This is a genomic window from Micromonospora sp. NBC_00860 (assembly GCF_045207375.1).
In the GTDB taxonomy this organism is placed as follows: domain Bacteria; phylum Actinomycetota; class Actinomycetes; order Mycobacteriales; family Micromonosporaceae; genus Micromonospora; species Micromonospora vinacea.
In genome coordinates this window covers 4,290,601-4,307,048 of record NZ_CP108825.1, presented here as the reverse complement: position 1 = coordinate 4,307,048, position 16,448 = coordinate 4,290,601, and the positions used below count along the sequence as shown (strand labels likewise).

Below are 16,448 nucleotides of genomic sequence, written 5' to 3'. Positions count from 1 at the left end.
GGTGGTGTGTGTCACTCACGGACCCCGGCCCGGCGCGATGAGCACCCCCCCCACCACACACATCAGCCTCACCACCGGAAAGAGGGGTCAGCGAATGAGTGTCACCACGCGGCGTACCCGCCTGGCGGCCGCTGCCCTGGCCGCGATCACCGCGGTCAGCGGTCTCGCAGCCTGCGGCAACGACGACGACAAGCCGGCGGCCGGCGAGAAGCCGGCCAAGCTGGTCGTCGACACGTTCGGCGAGTTCGGCTACGAAGAGCTTGTCAAGCAGTACGAGAAGGACACCGGCATCAAGGTCGAGCTGCGCAAGACCGCGCAGCTCGCCGAGTACCGGCCGAAGCTGGTCCGCTACCTGGCCACCGGCAAGGGCGCGGCGGACGTCACCGCCCTGGAAGAGGGCATCCTCAACGAGTTCAAGCCCAACGCGCGCAACTGGGCCGACCTCAACCCGCTGGTTGCCGACCACTCCAAGGAGTTCCTGCCCTGGAAGTGGGAGCTGGGCAAGGCGCCGGACGGCCGGCTGATCGGCCTCCCGACCGACGTCGGCAGCCTCGCCGTCTGCTACCGCAAGGACCTGTTCCAGGCTGCCGGCCTGCCCACCGAGCGCGACCAGGTGTCGGCGCTCTGGCCGGACTGGAAGGGCTTCCACGACGCCGGTCTGAAGTACAAGCAGGGCAGCGGCGGCAAGGCGTTCATCGACTCGATCACCGCCGTCTCCAACGGCGTGATGTTCCAGGGCAACGGTGACCTGTTCTACGACAAGGAAGACAACATCATCGCGGACACCAGCCCCGCGGTGAAGAACGCCTGGGACACCGCCACGTCGATGGCGGACATCTCCGCCAAGGCGCAGACCTGGTCGCCGGAGTGGTCGGGTGGCTTCAAGCAGGGCACCTTCGCGGCAACCTTCTGCCCGTCCTGGATGCTCGGCATCGTCTCGGAGAACTCCGGTGCGGCCAACAAGGGCAAGTGGGACGTCGCGTCCGTGCCGGGTGGCGGCGGTAACTGGGGCGGCTCGTGGCTCGCCGTTCCGGCGCAGAGCAAGTACCCGAAGGAGGCGGCGAAGCTCGCCGAGTACCTGACCAACGCGAAGAGCCAGGTGGAGGCCTTCAAGGCCAAGGGCCCGCTGCCCACCAACCTGGAGGCGCTGAAGAACGAAGCGTTCATCGGCTACACCAACGAGTACTTCAGCAACGCGCCGACCGGCAAGATCTTCGGGGAGAGCGTCGCCAAGATCCAGCCGACCCACCTGGGCCCGAAGCACCAGGCGGTCAAGGAGAACGCGCTCGAGCCGGCCCTGCGGGCGTTCGAGAGCGGGCAGGCCGACAAGGCGAAGGCCTGGGAGCAGTTCACGAAGGATGCCAAGACTCAGGGTGCCTTCTGAGTGATTCCCTGCCGGTGGCGTTCGGGGCTTCCCGGACGCCACCGGCCGGTCCCCTCCGCGTAGCGCCCTGCGCGAGGGCCCCCGGGCCTCGCCGGAAAAGGAAATTCGCATGAGCCTGTCGGCCACGACGGCACCGCCGTCGCCAGCAGCACCGCCTTCTCCCGACGTCGATCGCCGACGTAGCCGGGGAAGATTACTCAACCGTCTCGATGTCAAGTACTCGCCGTACCTCTACATCGCCCCGTTCTTCCTGATCTTCGGTGCGTTTGGGCTGTACCCCATGGTGCGTACTGCCTGGATGTCGCTGCACGACTGGGACATGATCGGCGAGCACTCGTTCATCGGCTTCGACAACTACACCCGGCTGTTCTCCGACGAGTACTTCTGGAACGCGCTGGTCAACACGTTCGGCATCTTCGCCCTGTCGACCATCCCGCAGCTGTTGCTCGCCCTCTTCCTGGCGAACCTGCTCAACCGGACCTTCCTGCGCGCCAAGACCTTCTTCCGGATGGCCATCTTCATGCCGAACGTGGTGTCGGTGGCCGCGGTCGCGATCGTCTTCGGGATGCTGTTCCAGCGGGAGTTCGGCCTGTTCAACTGGCTGCTGAGCCTCGTCGGTGTCGACCCGGTCGACTGGGACGGGCAGCGGTGGAGTTCGTGGTTCGCCATCTCCTCGATGGTCAACTGGCGCTGGACCGGGTACAACACCCTGATCCTGCTCGCCGGCATGCAGGCGATCCCGAAGGATCTCTACGAGGCCGCAGCGATCGACGGCGCCAGCCCGTGGCGGCAGTTCTGGCAGATCACCCTGCCCATGCTCAAGCCCACCTTCATCTTCGTGGTCATCCTGTCCACGATCGGCGGCATGCAGCTCTTCACCGAGCCGCTGCTCTTCGCCAACGGCAACATTCTCGGCGGCAGCCAGCGGGAGTTCCAGACGCTGGCCATGTACATGTACGAGATGGGCATCGTGAACCTGAACTCCGCCGGCTACGGAGCTGCGGTCGCCTGGGCCATCTTCATGATCATCATCCTGGTGTCGCTGTTCAACTTCCTACTCGTCCGCCGCTCGGCGAAGTGAGGAGAGATCGATGATCTCGGCTTCCCAGCGCCTGTGGCGCACCAGTCCGCTGACCTACGTTGCGCTCGTCCTGGCGGCACTGCTGTCGATCTACCCGTTCTACTACATGCTGGTGATCGGCACTCGCAGCCTGGACTCCATCAACGAAGTCCCGCCACCGGTAACCCCCGGCGGAGCGTTCGGTGACAACTTCGGGCGGGTGCTCGACAACGACGCCGCCAACTTCCTCACCGGCATGATGAACTCGATCATCGTCTCCTCGGTGGTCACCGTGTCGGTGGTGCTCACCGGTTCACTGGCCGGGTTCGCCTTCGCCAAGCTGAAGTTCCGGGGCAGCAACGCCCTGCTGCTGGCGATCATCGTCACCATGATGATCCCGACCCAGATGGGCCTCATCCCGCTCTGGTCCATCATGCAGGACCTGGGGTGGTACGACACCCTGTACGCGGTCACCGTGCCGTTCCTGGTCAGCGCCTTCGGCGTGTTCATGATGCGGCAGTACGCCAGCCAGGCCATCTCCGACGAGCTGATCGAGGCCGGCCGCGTCGACGGGGCGAGCACGTTCCGGATCTACTGGAGCATCGTGCTGCCCGCGCTTCGTCCCGCCGCCGGGGTGCTCGGTCTGCTGACCTTCATGGAGACCTGGAACTCGTTCATCTGGCCGTACGCCATCCTCACCCCGGAGAACCCGACCCTGCAGGTCTCGCTCTCCTTCCTGTCGTACGCCTACTACACCGACTACTCCCAGGTGTTCGCCGCCACGGCGATCGGCACCATCCCCCTGGTAATCGTCTTTCTCGTGTTCGGCCGCCAGATCATCGGCGGGATCATGGAAGGTGCCGTCAAGTCGTGAGCAACCCCGCCAGCCCACCCGCCGTCGACGTCCTCGACGAGCGCCCCGGGCTGACCTTTCCACCCGGATTCCTCTGGGGGGCCGCGACGGCGGCGTACCAGATCGAGGGGGCCGCGGCCGTGGACGGCCGCGCCCCGTCGATCTGGGACACCTTCAGCCACACCGAGGGTCGGGTCGTCGCCGGGCACACCGGGGACGTCGCGTGCGACCACTACCACCGCCTCGGCGACGACGTCGCGCTGATGGCCGAGCTGGGCCTGAAGTCGTACCGTTTCTCGGTCTCCTGGTCCCGGGTGCAGCCCACCGGCACCGGCGCGGCCAACCCGGGCGGCCTGGACTTCTACCGGCGACTGGTGGACGAGCTGCTGGCCAACGGCATCGAGCCGTGGCTCACCCTCTACCACTGGGATCTGCCGCAGCCGTTGGAAGACGCCGGCGGCTGGCCGGCCCGGGACACCGCGGCCCGCTTCGCCGACTACACGACGCTGGTGGCCGACGCGCTCGGTGACCGGGTGCGCTACTGGACCACGCTGAACGAGCCGTGGTGCTCCGCGTTCCTCGGCTACGGCTCCGGCGTGCACGCCCCCGGCCGCACCAACGGAGCGGACGCGGTGCGCGCCGGACACCACCTGATGCTCGGTCACGGCCTGGCCGTGCAGGCCCTGCGGGCCGCCCGGCCGACCGCCGAGGTGGGCGTGACCGTCAACCTCTACCCGGTCGACCCGGCCAGCGACGCCCCCGCCGACCGGGACGCCGCCCGGCGGATCGACGGGCTGGCCAACCGGTTCTTCCTGGACCCGCTGCTGCGCGGGTCGTACCCGGAGGACCTGGTGGCCGACCTCAGCACGGTGACCGACTTCGACCACGTGCGCGACGGCGACCTGGCGACCATCTCCACGCCGCTGGACCTGGTCGGGGTCAACTACTACAGCCGGCACGTGGTCGCCGCACCGGTCGAGGGCGTCGAGGCCGACCCGGCCCCCTCGTGCTGGCCGGGCAGCGAGGACGTCCGGTTCGTCACCCGTGGCGTCCCGGTCACCGACATGGGCTGGGAGATCGACGCCCCCGGCCTGACCGAGACGCTGCGTCGGGTACACGGCTACACCGACCTGCCCCTGTACGTCACCGAGAACGGCTCCGCGTTCGTCGACTCCGTGGTCGACGGGCAGGTCGACGACGTCGATCGGCTGGCCTACTTCGATGCCCACCTGCGCGCCGCCCACCAGGCGATCGACGCCGGAGTGCCTCTGCGGGGATACTTTGCCTGGTCGTTGATGGATAATTTCGAGTGGGCCTGGGGTTACACCAAGCGGTTCGGCATGATCCACGTCGACTATGACAGCCAGGTCCGCACCCCCAAGTCCAGCGCCAAGTGGTACGCCTCGGTGATCCGGCGCAACGGTCTGGCCGCACAATAGGCTCGGGCCAGCCATCAGGACGGCCCCGGCGTCCACCTCCCGCAGGTGGCGCCGGGTCCGCCCGCCGTCGGAGGAGCAGACGATGACAACGCAGCGCACCCGGTCGCTCGGGCGCCCGACCCTCGACGCGGTCGCGGCGCGTGCCGGCGTCGGTCGGGGCACGGTCTCCCGCGTCGTCAACGGCTCGCCCCAGGTCAGCCCGGAGGCCCGCGCCGCGGTCCAACAGGCCATCGCCGAGCTGGGGTACGTGCCGAACCGGGCCGCCCGTGCGCTCGTCACCCAGCGGACCGACTCCGTCGCGCTGGTGGTGTCCGAATCCGGTGAGCGGGTCTTCACCGAGCCGTTCTTCGCCTCGATCGTGCGGGGGATCAGCTCCGGGCTGCTGGAGACGCCGATGCAGCTCTGGCTGGCCATGGCACAGTCGCCCGTGGAACGGGAGCGGGTCGAGCACCACCTCACCAACCAGCACGTCGACGGCGTCCTGCTGCTGTCGTTGCACGACTCCGACCCGCTGCCGACGCTGTTGGAGGAACGCGGCCTGCCCGCCGTGCTCGGCGGTCGGCCCGCCCGGATGCTGCAACCCGGCGCCCAACCGGCCTGGTTTGTCGACGTGGACAACGTTGGCGGGGCCCGGCAGGCCGTGGAGTACCTGGCGAGGCAGGGGCGGCGACGCGTCGCCACCATCGCCGGTCCGCAGGACATGGGTGCCGGCCTGGCCCGTTTGGCCGGCTACACCGAGGCGGTCAAAGCCACCGGCGCCAGCGTCAACCCCGACCTGATCGCGTACGGCGACTTCAGCGAGGGCAGCGGCGCGGCGGGAATGCGCCGGCTGTTGGAGGTCTGCCCGGACCTGGACGCGGTCTTCGTCGCGTCCGATCTCATGGCGTTCGGCGCACTGCGTACCCTGCGCGAGGCCGGCCGCCGCGTTCCGCAGGACGTCGCGGTGATCGGCTTCGACGACGCGACCATCGCCCGACAGGCCGAACCGCCGTTGACCACTGTCTTCCAGCCGGTGGAGGAGATGGGCCGGCAGATGGCCCGCCTGCTGGTGGCCCGGATCCGTGGCGAGGAGCTACCCGCCTCCCACATCCTCCTGGACACCCAACTGGTCCACCGAGCCTCCGCCTGACCCCCCCGCCCCAGGAAGCCCGCGCGGCGGCGTCCCCGCGTTTTTCGGTCGATCATGGAGCTGGCCTGGACATTTCCGGCATCTCGCCTCGCCAACCACATGATCAACAAGGCTGGCGGGCAAGATCGAGCGCGATCTTGAGCGTGTGGGGCGTGTGGGCCGGGGTTGGGTGAGTGGGCCGGGTTGTTGCCTGGCGGTCAGGCGGGGGCCCAGCGGCGGAGTTCGCGCTTGGCCAGTGAGTTGCGGTGGACCTCGTCGGGGCCGTCGGCGAGGCGCAGGGTGCGGGTCTGCGCCCAGAGGGCGGCCAGCGGGGTGTCCTGGCTGACGCCGGCGCCGCCGTACCCCTGGATCGCCTTGTCGATCACCCACTCCGCCATCGCCGGCGTTCCGATCTTGATGGCCTGGATCTCGGTGTGCGCGCCCTTGTTGCCCACGGTGTCCATCAGCCAGGCCGTCTTCAGCACCAGCAGCCGGGCCTGTTCGATGCGGACCCGGGACTCGGCGATCCACTCCCGGACCACGCCCTGCTCGGCCAGCGGCCGGCCGAACGCGATCCGCTCGAGCGCTCGCTTGCAGAGCAGCTCCAATGCCCGCTCAGCCATTCCGATCAATCGCATGCAGTGGTGGATCCGGCCCGGCCCCAGCCGGGCCTGGGCGATGGCGAAGCCGGTGCCCTCGGCGCCGATCAGGTTCTCCGCGGGCACCCGGACGTCGGTGAAGTCGATCTCGGCGTGCCCGCCGTGCGAACCGTCGGTGTAGCCGAAGACGGTCATGCCCCGGCGCACTGTCACCCCGGGGGTGTCCCGGGGGACCAGCACCATGCTCTGCTGGCGGTGCCGGTCGGCGGTGGGGTCGGTCTTGCCCATCACGATGAAGATCTCGCAGCGCGGGTCCATGGCTCCGGACGACCACCACTTCCGCCCGTTGATCACGTACTCGTCGCCGTCACGGGTGATCCGGGTGTCGATGTTCGTGGCGTCGGAGGACGCGACCTCCGGCTCGGTCATGCAGAACGCCGAGCGGATCTCACCCTCCAGCAGCGGCATCAGCCAGCGCTTCTGCTGCGCCTCCGAGCCGAACTCGGCCAGCAACTCCATGTTGCCGGTGTCCGGTGCCGCGCAGTTGACCGCCTCCGGCGCCAGGTGCGGGCTGCGCCCGGTCAGCTCGGCCAGCGGCGCGTACTGGAGGTTGGTCAGGCCGGCGCCGTAGCGCGGGTCGGGCAGGAAGAGGTTCCACAGGCCGCGCTTGCGGGCCTCCGCCTTCAGTTCGGCCAACACCGGGGTACGCGACCACGGGTCCCCGGTGGCCACCTGCTCGGCGTGCACGGCCTCGGCCGGGTAGACATGCTCGGTCAGGAACCGGGTCAGCTCGTCGCGCAGCTCCTCGGTCCGGCTGTCGTATGAGAAGTCCATCACCGCTCCCTGGCGGCGGTCAGCCCGTGCGCGACCAGCGGTGCCACCATCTCGCCGATCCGGTCGAAGCCCTCGCCGAGCGTCTGCCCGAGCGTGTGGCGGTAGTGGATGCCCTCGCAGATGACAGCGAGCTTGAAACAGCCCAGTGCCACGTGCCAGTGCAGCGGGCCGACGTCCACGTCGCTGCGTCCGGCGTACCTGTCGATCAGCTCGCTGCCCGTGGGGAAGCCGGCGCGCGGGCCGAGCCCGTCGGCGACGGGGTTGCCCGCTGCGGTGTCGCTGCCACCGAGCACGTCCCAGTACGTCAGCAGCAGCCCCAGGTCGGCGAGGGGGTCGCCGAGGGTGGCCATCTCCCAGTCGAGCACCGCGTGCACGGCCACCGGGTCGGCTGAGGCGAGGAGGTTGTCCAGCCGGTAGTCGCCGTGCACGATCCGGCCGGCGTTCGCGCCCTCCGGGGCGGTCGCCGCGAGCAGGTCGCGCAGCTCGTCGATGCCGGGCAGTGGGCGGCTGCGGGAGCGGTCGAGTTGCCCGGCCCAGCGGCGGACCTGCCGGGCCAGGTAGCCCTCGGGGCGGCCGAAGTCGGCCAACCCGACGCTGGACGGGTCGACGCTGTGCAGCGCGGCGAGGGTGTCCATCATCGCCATGGCGAGGGCCCGGCGGCGCTCGTCGCCCAGCGGGTCGGTCTGCGCGCGGGTGCGGAACACCTCGCCGGGCATCCGCTCCATGAGGTAGAACGGTGCGCCGATCACCTCGGGGTCGGTGCAGAGCAGCAGCGTGCCCGGGACCGGCACATCGGTCGGCGCCAGCGCCGAGATCACCCGGAACTCGCGTGCCATGTCGTGCGCGGTCGCCAACACGTGGCCCAGCGGTGGGCGGCGCAGCACCACCTCGTGGTCGCCGAGGCGCAGCAGGTAGGTGAGGTTGGACTTGCCGCCCGCGATCAGCGTGGCACGCAGCGGCCCGACGGCAAGCTCGGGTCGGTGCTCCGCCAGATGCTCGGCGAGACGGTCCAGGGCCAGCCCCGCCGGCGAGAGGGAAACGGCCCCCGGCCGTGACGCGTCGACGGCCGGATCGCTCATCCGACTAGTTGATGGCAGCCCGCTCACGTTGTCAAGGTCAGAATTTCCGCTCGGGACATGCCCCTGCAACAGGGACGAAATGGTCAACTACCAGGCTGGGGTCAGCCTGCCGGCCGCTCTCTCGCCGGCCCGCCGAGCGGAGGGACAGACATGTTGCTGCGAGTTCGGGTCACCCTGCCGGACCGTCCGGGCACCCTCGGTCAGGTCGCCCGCACGTTGGGCGTCTCGGGGGCGGACATCGTCCAGGTGGTGGTCCTCGAACGACTCGGCGGGCGCGCGGTGGACGACTTCACTGTCGTCTGGCCGGGTGCGGCGCGTGTGGAGCGGCTGCTGGCCGGCCTGGCGGCGATACCGGGCGTGCGGGTGGACGGCGTGTGGCGGGCGATCGGCGCGCCCACCACCACCGGCCAGGACGCGGAGCTGTTGGCCCAGGTCGCGGCCAACCCGGCCGACGGGTTGGCCACCCTGGTCGACGCGGTGCCCGGGTTGTTGGCCGCCGACTGGGCCGTGGCCGCAGTGGTGCCGGTCGACTGGGCCTCGCGCACCAGCGGTGGCGGGGCGACAGTGGGGCACGCCAGTTGGCGTACCCCCGTGCCCCTGCGGTTGCCGGAGGTGACCCCGCTGCGCGGCCGGTCGATGACCACGCCCGACGGCACCCACCACGCGATCGCGCCGTTCGGCCGGGCGGGCCTGGTGCTGGTGGTGGCCCGCGAGCGCAGCGAGACCCTCTCCGCCGCAGCGTTCCACAGCACCGAGGTGGACCGGCTCACCCAGCTCGTCCGCGCCTGCGCGGTGATCCTCGGCGACCGACTCGACCTCGTCGGCGCGCCGCCGGTGGTCGCCGGCCCCTGACCGGCCCGAGGAGTTCCCGGGCCGACACCGCCGGGCAACCGGGCGGCAACAGGCGGGGGTGAGGCTCTTACCGGGGAAGGGAGCCAACCATGACGTTGTGGCGGATCCGAGCGACGGTGGACGACCGACCGGGTTACCTGTCGGTGCTCACGGCAAGCCTGGCGCTGCGCGGGGTCAACATCCTCACCGTGCAGGTGCAGCCCACCGAGCAGGGCGCGGTGGACGACTTCCTGGTCGACGCGCCGGACGCGCTCGACGAGGCCGAGTTGATCGCCGCCGTCGAGCGGGGCCGGGGGCGGGACTGCTGGGTGGCGCGCAGCGAGGCGCGTGGTCTGGCCGACCAGCCCACCCGGGTGCTCGGGCTGGCCAACCGGCTGGTCCGTGACCCGGACGCCACGGGCGAGGCGTTGCGGACCCTGCTCGCTGCCGACGTCGTCAGCTGGCGGCCGGCGTCGGTGGGCGTCGAACGGGGAATCACCGGGGCCAGCATGCTGCTGGCCGACCCGGCGGGCGGTTCGTTCGCGCTGCGCCGGGCCGCGCCCGACTTCACCCCGGCGGAATACGCGCGGGCGCAGGCCCTGGTCGAGCTGGCCGCCACAGTGGCGCGCCGAGCCGCCGAACAGGTCACAGTGGTGCTGCCCGACGGCGCGGAGGTGGCCGTCCGACCAGCCAGCGCCCGCGATCTGTCCGGCGTCGTCGAGCTGCACGAGGCGTGCTCACCGCGCAGCCGGCAGCGGCGTTACCTGGGCGGGGCGGCGCTGCCGCAGCCGGCCCGCCTGCGTCGGCTGCTGGAGCCGAGCCGAGGGTTGACGCTGATCGCCAGCACCACCGGGTCCGACGGCACTGCCGAGTCGGTGGTCGCCATGGCGAACCTGCTCGGCGAGGGCGACGAGGCCGAGGTGGCGCTGCTGGTGCGGGACGACTGGCAGCGGCGCGGGCTCGGGTCGGCGCTGCTGCGCCGGCTGGTCCAGCACGCCGACCGGTCCGGGTACGCGGCGCTGGTGCTGCACATCCAGGCCACCAACGACCCGATGCTGCGCACGCTGCACCGGCTCGGTCGGCCGGCCGCGACGGAGCGCGACGGTGGGCTGCTCACCCTCACCGTGCCGCTCGGTGTCGCCGCCCCGGCGGACCGGAAGGGCGCGTTCGCCGCGCCCGGCGTCTAGGGCCCGACGAGGGCCCCTTGTGCGCGCCAGGCGTCCACAAGGGGGCCTCTCGCGTTCCCGGTGTCAGGTGGTGGGGTAGCTGCTGTAGTCGGGGAAGTTGCCGTAGAGCCGGCTGTCGCCGCCGACGGTGACGGCCTGCACCAGCAGGTCGCCGCCGACGAACGCGCCCTTCCAGGAGGCGCCCCGGCCGCCGAACGGTTCGTCCCGGTCACCGCGTGAGCGCGGCTTGTTGATGCCCACCTTGAACGCCTGCAGGTCCACGGCGAGCTTGCCGGCCTCGTCGGTGTCGTCGCAGGCCAGCGAGGCCACCAGCGCGCCGTTGGAGGCGTTCATCGCGGCCAGCAGTTCGTCGGTGGTGTCCACCACGACGATCGTGTCGACCGGCCCGAACGGCTCGGCGTGCATCAGCCGGGACCGTCCGGGCGGGGCGAGCAGCACCGACGGCGCCACGTAAGCCGACGTGTCCTGCCCGGGAAGGAACGGCGCGCCGGTGAGCTTGCCCCGGTGCAGCGGGATCGCGCCGCCGCGGACCGCCTCGTCGACAGTGCGGCGTAGCTCGTCGGCTTTCGCGGCGCTGATCAGCGGCCCGAAGTCCAGCTCGGGTAGCGGGTCACCGGCGGCCCAGTCGTCGCCGACGGCGAGCGGGTGACCGAAGTGGACCGAGCGGACGACCGGCAGGTACATGTCGAGGAACTCGTCGACCAGGTCGCGCTGCACCACGAACCGGGGGTACGCGGTGCAGCGCTGCTTGCCGTACTCGAAGCCCTTCCTGAGGTAGGTGGCGAGCAGGTCCCACTGGGAGAAGTTCCAGATGCCCCAGGCGTTCAGACCCTCCTGCTCGATGAAGTGCCGCTTGTCGCTGTCGAGCAGCGCGGCGGCCACCTTGCCACCGTTGGACCGGCCGCCGACGAACGCCACCGCGCCGATCTCGGGTGCCCGGACCAGCACCTCGGACAACTCCCCGCCGCTGCCGGAGACGAGCGTGGCGGGCAGTCCGGCTCGGCGCATCAGCGCGTGCGCGACGGTCAGGCAGACCGCGCCGCCCTGGGACGGGGTCTTGGCGATGACCGCGTTGCCGGCCAGGAGCTGCACCAACTCGGCGTGCACCAGCACGCTCATCGGGTAGTTCCACGACGCGATGTTGCTGACCGGCCCGGGCAGTGGCTGGCGGCCGTCGGCGAGCATCCGGTCGATCTCGCCGACGTACCAGCGGACGCCGTCGAGCGCCCGGTCCACGTCGGCGCAGGCCAGCCGCCACGGCTTGCCGATCTCCCAGACCAGCAGCAGGGCGAGCAGGTCGCGGTGGGCGGTGAGCGAGTCCAGGGCGTCGACGACCCGGGCCTTGCGGTCGGCCAGCGGGGTCCAGGCCCAGGTCCGGTGCGCGGCGGCGGCGTGGGCGACAGCGGCGCGCGCGGTGGTCGCGTCGATCCGGGGCAGGTTGATGAGGACTGTGTTGTCCACCGGAGTGCGGATCGCGGCGGGTTGGCCGACCGCCCGCCATTCGCCCTCGACCAGGTTGTGCAGTGTGGTGACGCCGTCGACCTCGGCGCCGAACGCCTCCGGGGTGACGGCCACCGCGCGGGCCAGGATGTCGGTCCAGGCGGTGTCGTCGGCGAGTCGTAGTGCCATCGCTTCTCCTCAGGGTTGACCGGGGAGCGGCGGCGTCGACGGCACCGCTGGTGAGCGGTACTGTCTCGCGCCTGGTAGTGGGTCAGCAACAGTACGTGCGTCTGGCTGGACGCTGGCCGACCGAAGCCGCTTGATGGTCGACTCCGAGAGGAGGGTCGTGGCCAGCGAGGATGGCAACCGATTAATCGATGCCAATGAATGATGTGAGGTTGTTGGCTGGGTTACCCGTGAGTACGGAACGGGGCGCGCGAGGCTTGCGAAACGCCGACGACCGGCCGCCGGAGCGATGTCCGGAGCCGGTCGTGGGCGTTCCTGGGTCAGCTGGTGAAGGTGATCCGGTCGCGCCGGCGACGCACCATCAGCAGGGCGCCGCCGCCGATCAGGGCGACACCGCCGAGTGCCATGCTGGTGACCGCCGCGCCGGTGAGCGGGAGGCTGCCACCGTTGTCGCCGCCGCCCGCGCCGCCTCCCGGGGTCGAGGTTGATCCGCCGGGCGCTGCCGACTCCGACGGCGAGACCGAGCCCGTCGGCGTCGACGTGGCCGGCGTGGTCGGCGTCGGCGAGCCGGTGGTTGGCGTCGGCGTCGGGGACTCCGTGGTCGGCGTGGTCGGCGTCGGGGTCGGCGACTCGGTGGTGCCGGTGCCGGCGCACGTGTGGCTGAGGTTGAACTTGTCGCCCCCGCCGCTGACCAGGGCGCTGCCGCCGGTCAACGTCCATCCCGTCGGGGTGAAGAGGTAGGCGTGCTTCACCTGCTTGTCGCCGCCGCCGTTGGCGGACAGGAAGTCGGTGTACGGATCCGCGGGGTCCGGCACGGTCACCGTAACCGGGGCGCCCGCATTGTCAGTGAAGGTCAGGGTCAGGCTCTGGAAGTCGCCGGCTCCCTTGGTGGGCAGCACGAAGTGCCAGCCGTCCTGGTTAGTGGGGCGCGTGCCGAACTTGGGGTCCTGGCACTCCTGCTGGAAGGTCCCCGCCGTCGCGCCGGCGTGGGCGGGGTTGAGGGGGACGATGCTCGATGCCCAGGCCGGGGAGGCGATGGCGAGAACGGCCGTGGCGGCGGCCGTGCAGACGGCCGCGCGCGTCAGGCGCCGACGCAGTGGCATGAGAATTCCTCCGGGATGATCGAGGGGGGCCGCCCATGATCCACGGGTGGGGCCTGCCCACGGCATCGGCCAACCGGCCTGAGCTGGGACGACGTCTCGGACGGGAAGTTCCTGCCGGGTCGACCTTCCGTGCTGCCGTGCGCGTGTCGCCGTAACACCCGCGAGCGCGGTGGCGCTGGCGGCGCAGCGCGGGCTTCCCAATCGACGACGTGCACATTACATTGTCGGTTATCCATGGGAGCGCTTCCATGACCCGTGGTCACACCGCCACCCCCGCTGTCGCCGGTGGCCGTGCCGCCCGTACGCCGTCCCGCGTCGGTGCGACCGCCGGCGGCGCCTCCGACAGGAGCCCGCCATGCGCCACCTGACCCGGCCGTTCAGCGGCCAGCCTGGCCGGTCACCGGCCGCCGACCAGCCCTGGCCGCGGCGGCTGCTGACCATCGGCGTCGCGCTGCTCACCGGCGCGTCCCTCGCGGTGACCGCGCCGCCGCCCGCGCCCGCCTCCGCCGCGCCAGCCGCGACCTACAACTACGCCGAGGCGTTGCAGAAGTCGCTGCTCTTCTACGAGGCGCAGCAGTCCGGTCGACTGCCCGACTGGAACCGCGTCTCCTGGCGGGGAGACAGCGCGCTCACCGACGGCGCCAGCGCGGGGGTGGACCTCACCGGCGGCTGGTACGACGCCGGCGACCACGTGAAGTTCGGTTTCCCGATGGCGTTCAGCGCGACGATGCTCGCCTGGGGAGCTGTCGAGTACCGCAGCGGCTACACCTCCTCCGGGCAACTGCCGCACCTGCTCAACAACCTGCGCTTCGTCAACGACTACTTCATCAAGGCGCACCCGTCGGCCAACGTCCTCTACGGACAGGTCGGCAAGGGCGACGACGACCACAAGTGGTGGGGCCCGGCCGAGGTGATGCAGATGGCGCGGCCCGCGTACAAGATCGATGCGAGCTGTGGCGGCGCGGACCTGGCGGGGGAGACGGCGGCCGCGATGGCCGCCTCGTCGATGGTGTTCCGGCCCACCGACGCGGCCTACGCCGACCGGCTGCTCGGGCACGCCCGGCAGCTCTACACCTTCGCCGACACCGTTCGGAAGGCCTACCACGAGTGCATCACCGACGCCACGAGCTTCTACCGCTCGTGGAGCGGCTGGCAGGACGAGCTGGTCTGGGCCGCGATCTGGCTGCACCGGGCCACCGGCGAGGCCAGCTATCTGACCAAGGCCGAGAGTGAGTACGACAAGCTCGGCACCGAGAACCAGTCCACCACCCGCTCCTACAAGTGGACCATCGCCTGGGACAACAAGCAGTTCGGCGCGTACGTGCTGCTGGCCAACCTGACCGGCAAGCAGAAGTACGTCGACGACGCCAACCGGTGGCTGGACTACTGGACCGTCGGGGTGAACGGGCAGCGGGTTCCGTACTCGCCGGGCGGGATGGCGGTGCTCGACTCCTGGGGCGCGCTGCGCTACGCCGCGAACACCTCCTTCGCCGCGCTGGTCTACAGCGACAAGACCACCGACACCACCCGCAAGGCGCGCTACCACGACTTCGCCGTCCGGCAGATCAACTACGCGCTCGGCGACAACCCCCGTAACTCCAGCTACGTCATCGGGTTCGGCGCCAACTCGCCGAAGAACCCGCACCACCGCACCGCGCACGGCTCCTGGTGGGACAGCCAGACAGTGCCCGTGGAGACCCGGCACACCCTCTACGGCGCGCTGGTCGGCGGCCCGTCCTCGGCCAACGACGCGTACAGCGACAGCCGCTCGGACTACGTGATGAACGAGGTGGCCACCGACTACAACGCCGGCTTCACGTCCGCGTTGGTCCGGCTGACCTCCGAGTACGGCGGCACGCCGCTGGCGAACTTCCCGGTCGCCGAGACGCCGGACATCGACGAGCTGACAGTGGAAACCACTGTGACGCAGGCCGAACCACGGGCCACCGGGCTCAAGGTGATGGTCTACAACAAGTCCGCGTTCCCGGCCCGTGCGCTGACCGACGGCCGGTTCCGGTACTACTTCCGGCCCGACGGCACCGGCCCGGTGCAGGTCACCGCCGGCTACACCCAGGGCTGCCCGTCCCCGACCACCGCCAAGCAGTTCAGCGGTGACATCTGGTACGTCGAGGTGGACTGCGCCGGGCACACCATCGCCCCGGCGGGTCAGTCGCAGCACCGGATGGAGGTCCAGTTCAAGATCGGCGTGCCGGAGGGCGGCACCTGGGACCCGACGAACGACCCGTCGTACCAGGCCACCGCCGGGCCCAACCGGAAGGTGCCGCTCTACTCCGGCGCCACCCGCGTCTGGGGCGACGAGCCGGGCCCGGTCGTACCGGACACCACCAAGCCGACCGTCCCGGGTACCCCGGTTGCGTCCAACCTCGGCCCCCGCACTGTCACCCTGACCTGGGCGCCGTCCACCGACAGCGGTGGCAGCGGCCTGGCCGGCTACGACGTCCGCGAAATCCTGGTCGGCGGCGACACGGTGGTGAACCGGCCCGTCACCGGCACCACGCTTACCATCTCGACGCTGCTGCCGGCGCAGACGTACCAGTTCAGCGTCGTGGCCCGCGACGGTGCCGGCAACACGTCGGCCGCCTCACCGGTGCTCAGCGTGACCACACCACCGGCCGGCACCGCCGACACCACAGCACCGAGCACGCCCGGCACTCCGGTCGCCTCGGCCGTCACCGCCACCGGGCTCACACTGGCCTGGACCCCGTCGACCGACAACGTGGGCGTCACCGGTTACCGGGTCTACCGCGAGGCCGGCGCCACCGACGTGCTGGTCGGCTCGCCGACCGGCACCACCCAGGCGGTGTCCGGGTTGACCGCCTCGACGGCGTACCAGTTCTACGTGGTGGCAGTGGACGCGGCCGGCAACACGTCCGCGGCGTCCGCGCCGGTCGCGGTGACCACCGCGGCCCCGCCGGTCGGCGGCACCTGCACTGTGGGGTACGCCACCACCGACTGGGGCAGCGGCTTCACCGCCAACGTGTCGATCACCAACACCGGCACCACAGCGATCAACGGTTGGACAGTGCGGTTCAGCTTCCCCGGTGGGCAGAGCGTCAGTCAGGGCTGGTCGGCGTCGTTCAGTCAGAGCGGCGCGGCGGTCACCGCCACGAACCTGTCCTACAACGGCACGATCGCGGCGGGCGCGTCGGTGAGCTTCGGCTTCAACGGCACGTACAGCGGTACCAACCCGAAACCGACCGCCTTCACCGTCAACAACATCCCCTGCACCATCGCCTGACCGGCACCGCGACGAGATCCTGGACAGTTACCGTTCCGCGCGAGCTGAATAGTCCGTGCGGACGGTAACTGTCCAGATCTGCTGCA

12 protein-coding genes are annotated in these 16,448 nt (G+C 70.6%); 8 read left to right on the top strand and 4 right to left on the bottom strand.

What is annotated here, in order from left to right; translation table 11 throughout:
• Positions 1-94 precede the first annotated feature (94 nt).
• The 5 genes from OH804_RS19705 (at position 95) to OH804_RS19685 (ending at position 5,865) form a co-directional block, all read left to right on the top strand.
• A complete protein-coding gene (locus tag OH804_RS19705) occupies positions 95-1,384 on the top strand; it encodes an ABC transporter substrate-binding protein (RefSeq protein WP_196921765.1) in 1,290 nt (429 codons plus the stop codon).
• Positions 1,385-1,493: 109 nt separating this feature from the next.
• Entirely contained in the window at positions 1,494-2,465 is a 972-nt protein-coding gene (locus OH804_RS19700; RefSeq protein WP_196921766.1) for a carbohydrate ABC transporter permease, read from the top strand.
• Between the two features lie 10 nt (positions 2,466-2,475).
• Positions 2,476-3,318, top strand: a complete 843-nt coding sequence (locus OH804_RS19695) for a carbohydrate ABC transporter permease (protein ID WP_406058709.1) — start codon at positions 2,476-2,478, stop codon at positions 3,316-3,318.
• A complete protein-coding gene (locus tag OH804_RS19690; RefSeq protein WP_196921768.1) occupies positions 3,315-4,736 on the top strand; it encodes a GH1 family beta-glucosidase in 1,422 nt (473 codons plus the stop codon). The genes OH804_RS19695 and OH804_RS19690 overlap by 4 nt, the downstream gene beginning before the upstream one ends.
• Positions 4,737-4,818: 82 nt before the next feature.
• Positions 4,819-5,865, top strand: a complete 1,047-nt coding sequence (locus OH804_RS19685; protein WP_406058706.1) for a LacI family DNA-binding transcriptional regulator — start codon at positions 4,819-4,821, stop codon at positions 5,863-5,865.
• Positions 5,866-6,062: 197 nt separating this feature from the next.
• Here the strand turns inward: OH804_RS19685 and OH804_RS19680 are convergent, their stop codons facing one another.
• Together OH804_RS19680 and OH804_RS19675 are read right to left on the bottom strand one after the other, a co-directional pair.
• Positions 6,063-7,277, bottom strand: a complete 1,215-nt coding sequence (locus OH804_RS19680; protein ID WP_406058704.1) for an acyl-CoA dehydrogenase family protein — start codon at positions 7,275-7,277, stop codon at positions 6,063-6,065.
• Complete coding sequence (locus OH804_RS19675; RefSeq protein ID WP_196921770.1) at positions 7,277-8,356, bottom strand: phosphotransferase family protein; 1,080 nt, start codon at positions 8,354-8,356, stop codon at positions 7,277-7,279. Before OH804_RS19675 ends, OH804_RS19680 begins: the two co-directional genes overlap by 1 nt.
• A gap of 150 nt (positions 8,357-8,506) precedes the next feature.
• Between OH804_RS19675 and OH804_RS19670 the strand changes: the two genes are divergently transcribed.
• Positions 8,507-9,208, top strand: a complete 702-nt coding sequence (locus OH804_RS19670; protein WP_196921771.1) for an amino acid-binding protein — start codon at positions 8,507-8,509, stop codon at positions 9,206-9,208.
• An 89-nt stretch (positions 9,209-9,297) separates the two neighbouring features.
• Positions 9,298-10,374 (top strand): GNAT family N-acetyltransferase, encoded by a 1,077-nt coding sequence (locus tag OH804_RS19665; protein ID WP_406058701.1) that lies wholly within the window; start codon positions 9,298-9,300, stop codon positions 10,372-10,374.
• A gap of 63 nt (positions 10,375-10,437) precedes the next feature.
• Here the strand turns inward: OH804_RS19665 and OH804_RS19660 are convergent, their stop codons facing one another.
• Together OH804_RS19660 and OH804_RS19655 are read right to left on the bottom strand one after the other, a co-directional pair.
• Positions 10,438-12,003 (bottom strand): aldehyde dehydrogenase family protein, encoded by a 1,566-nt coding sequence (locus tag OH804_RS19660; protein WP_406058699.1) that lies wholly within the window; start codon positions 12,001-12,003, stop codon positions 10,438-10,440.
• A 317-nt stretch (positions 12,004-12,320) separates the two neighbouring features.
• Positions 12,321-13,103, bottom strand: coding sequence for an LPXTG cell wall anchor domain-containing protein (locus tag OH804_RS19655; protein ID WP_406058697.1), 783 nt, complete (start codon positions 13,101-13,103; stop codon positions 12,321-12,323).
• 355 nt (positions 13,104-13,458) lie between these two features.
• Between OH804_RS19655 and OH804_RS19650 the strand changes: the two genes are divergently transcribed.
• The gene (locus OH804_RS19650; RefSeq protein WP_406058695.1) at positions 13,459-16,362 is read left to right on the top strand and encodes a glycoside hydrolase family 9 protein; all 2,904 of its coding nucleotides are present in this window, start codon (positions 13,459-13,461) and stop codon (positions 16,360-16,362) included.
• The last annotated feature ends 86 nt before the right edge of the window (positions 16,363-16,448 follow it).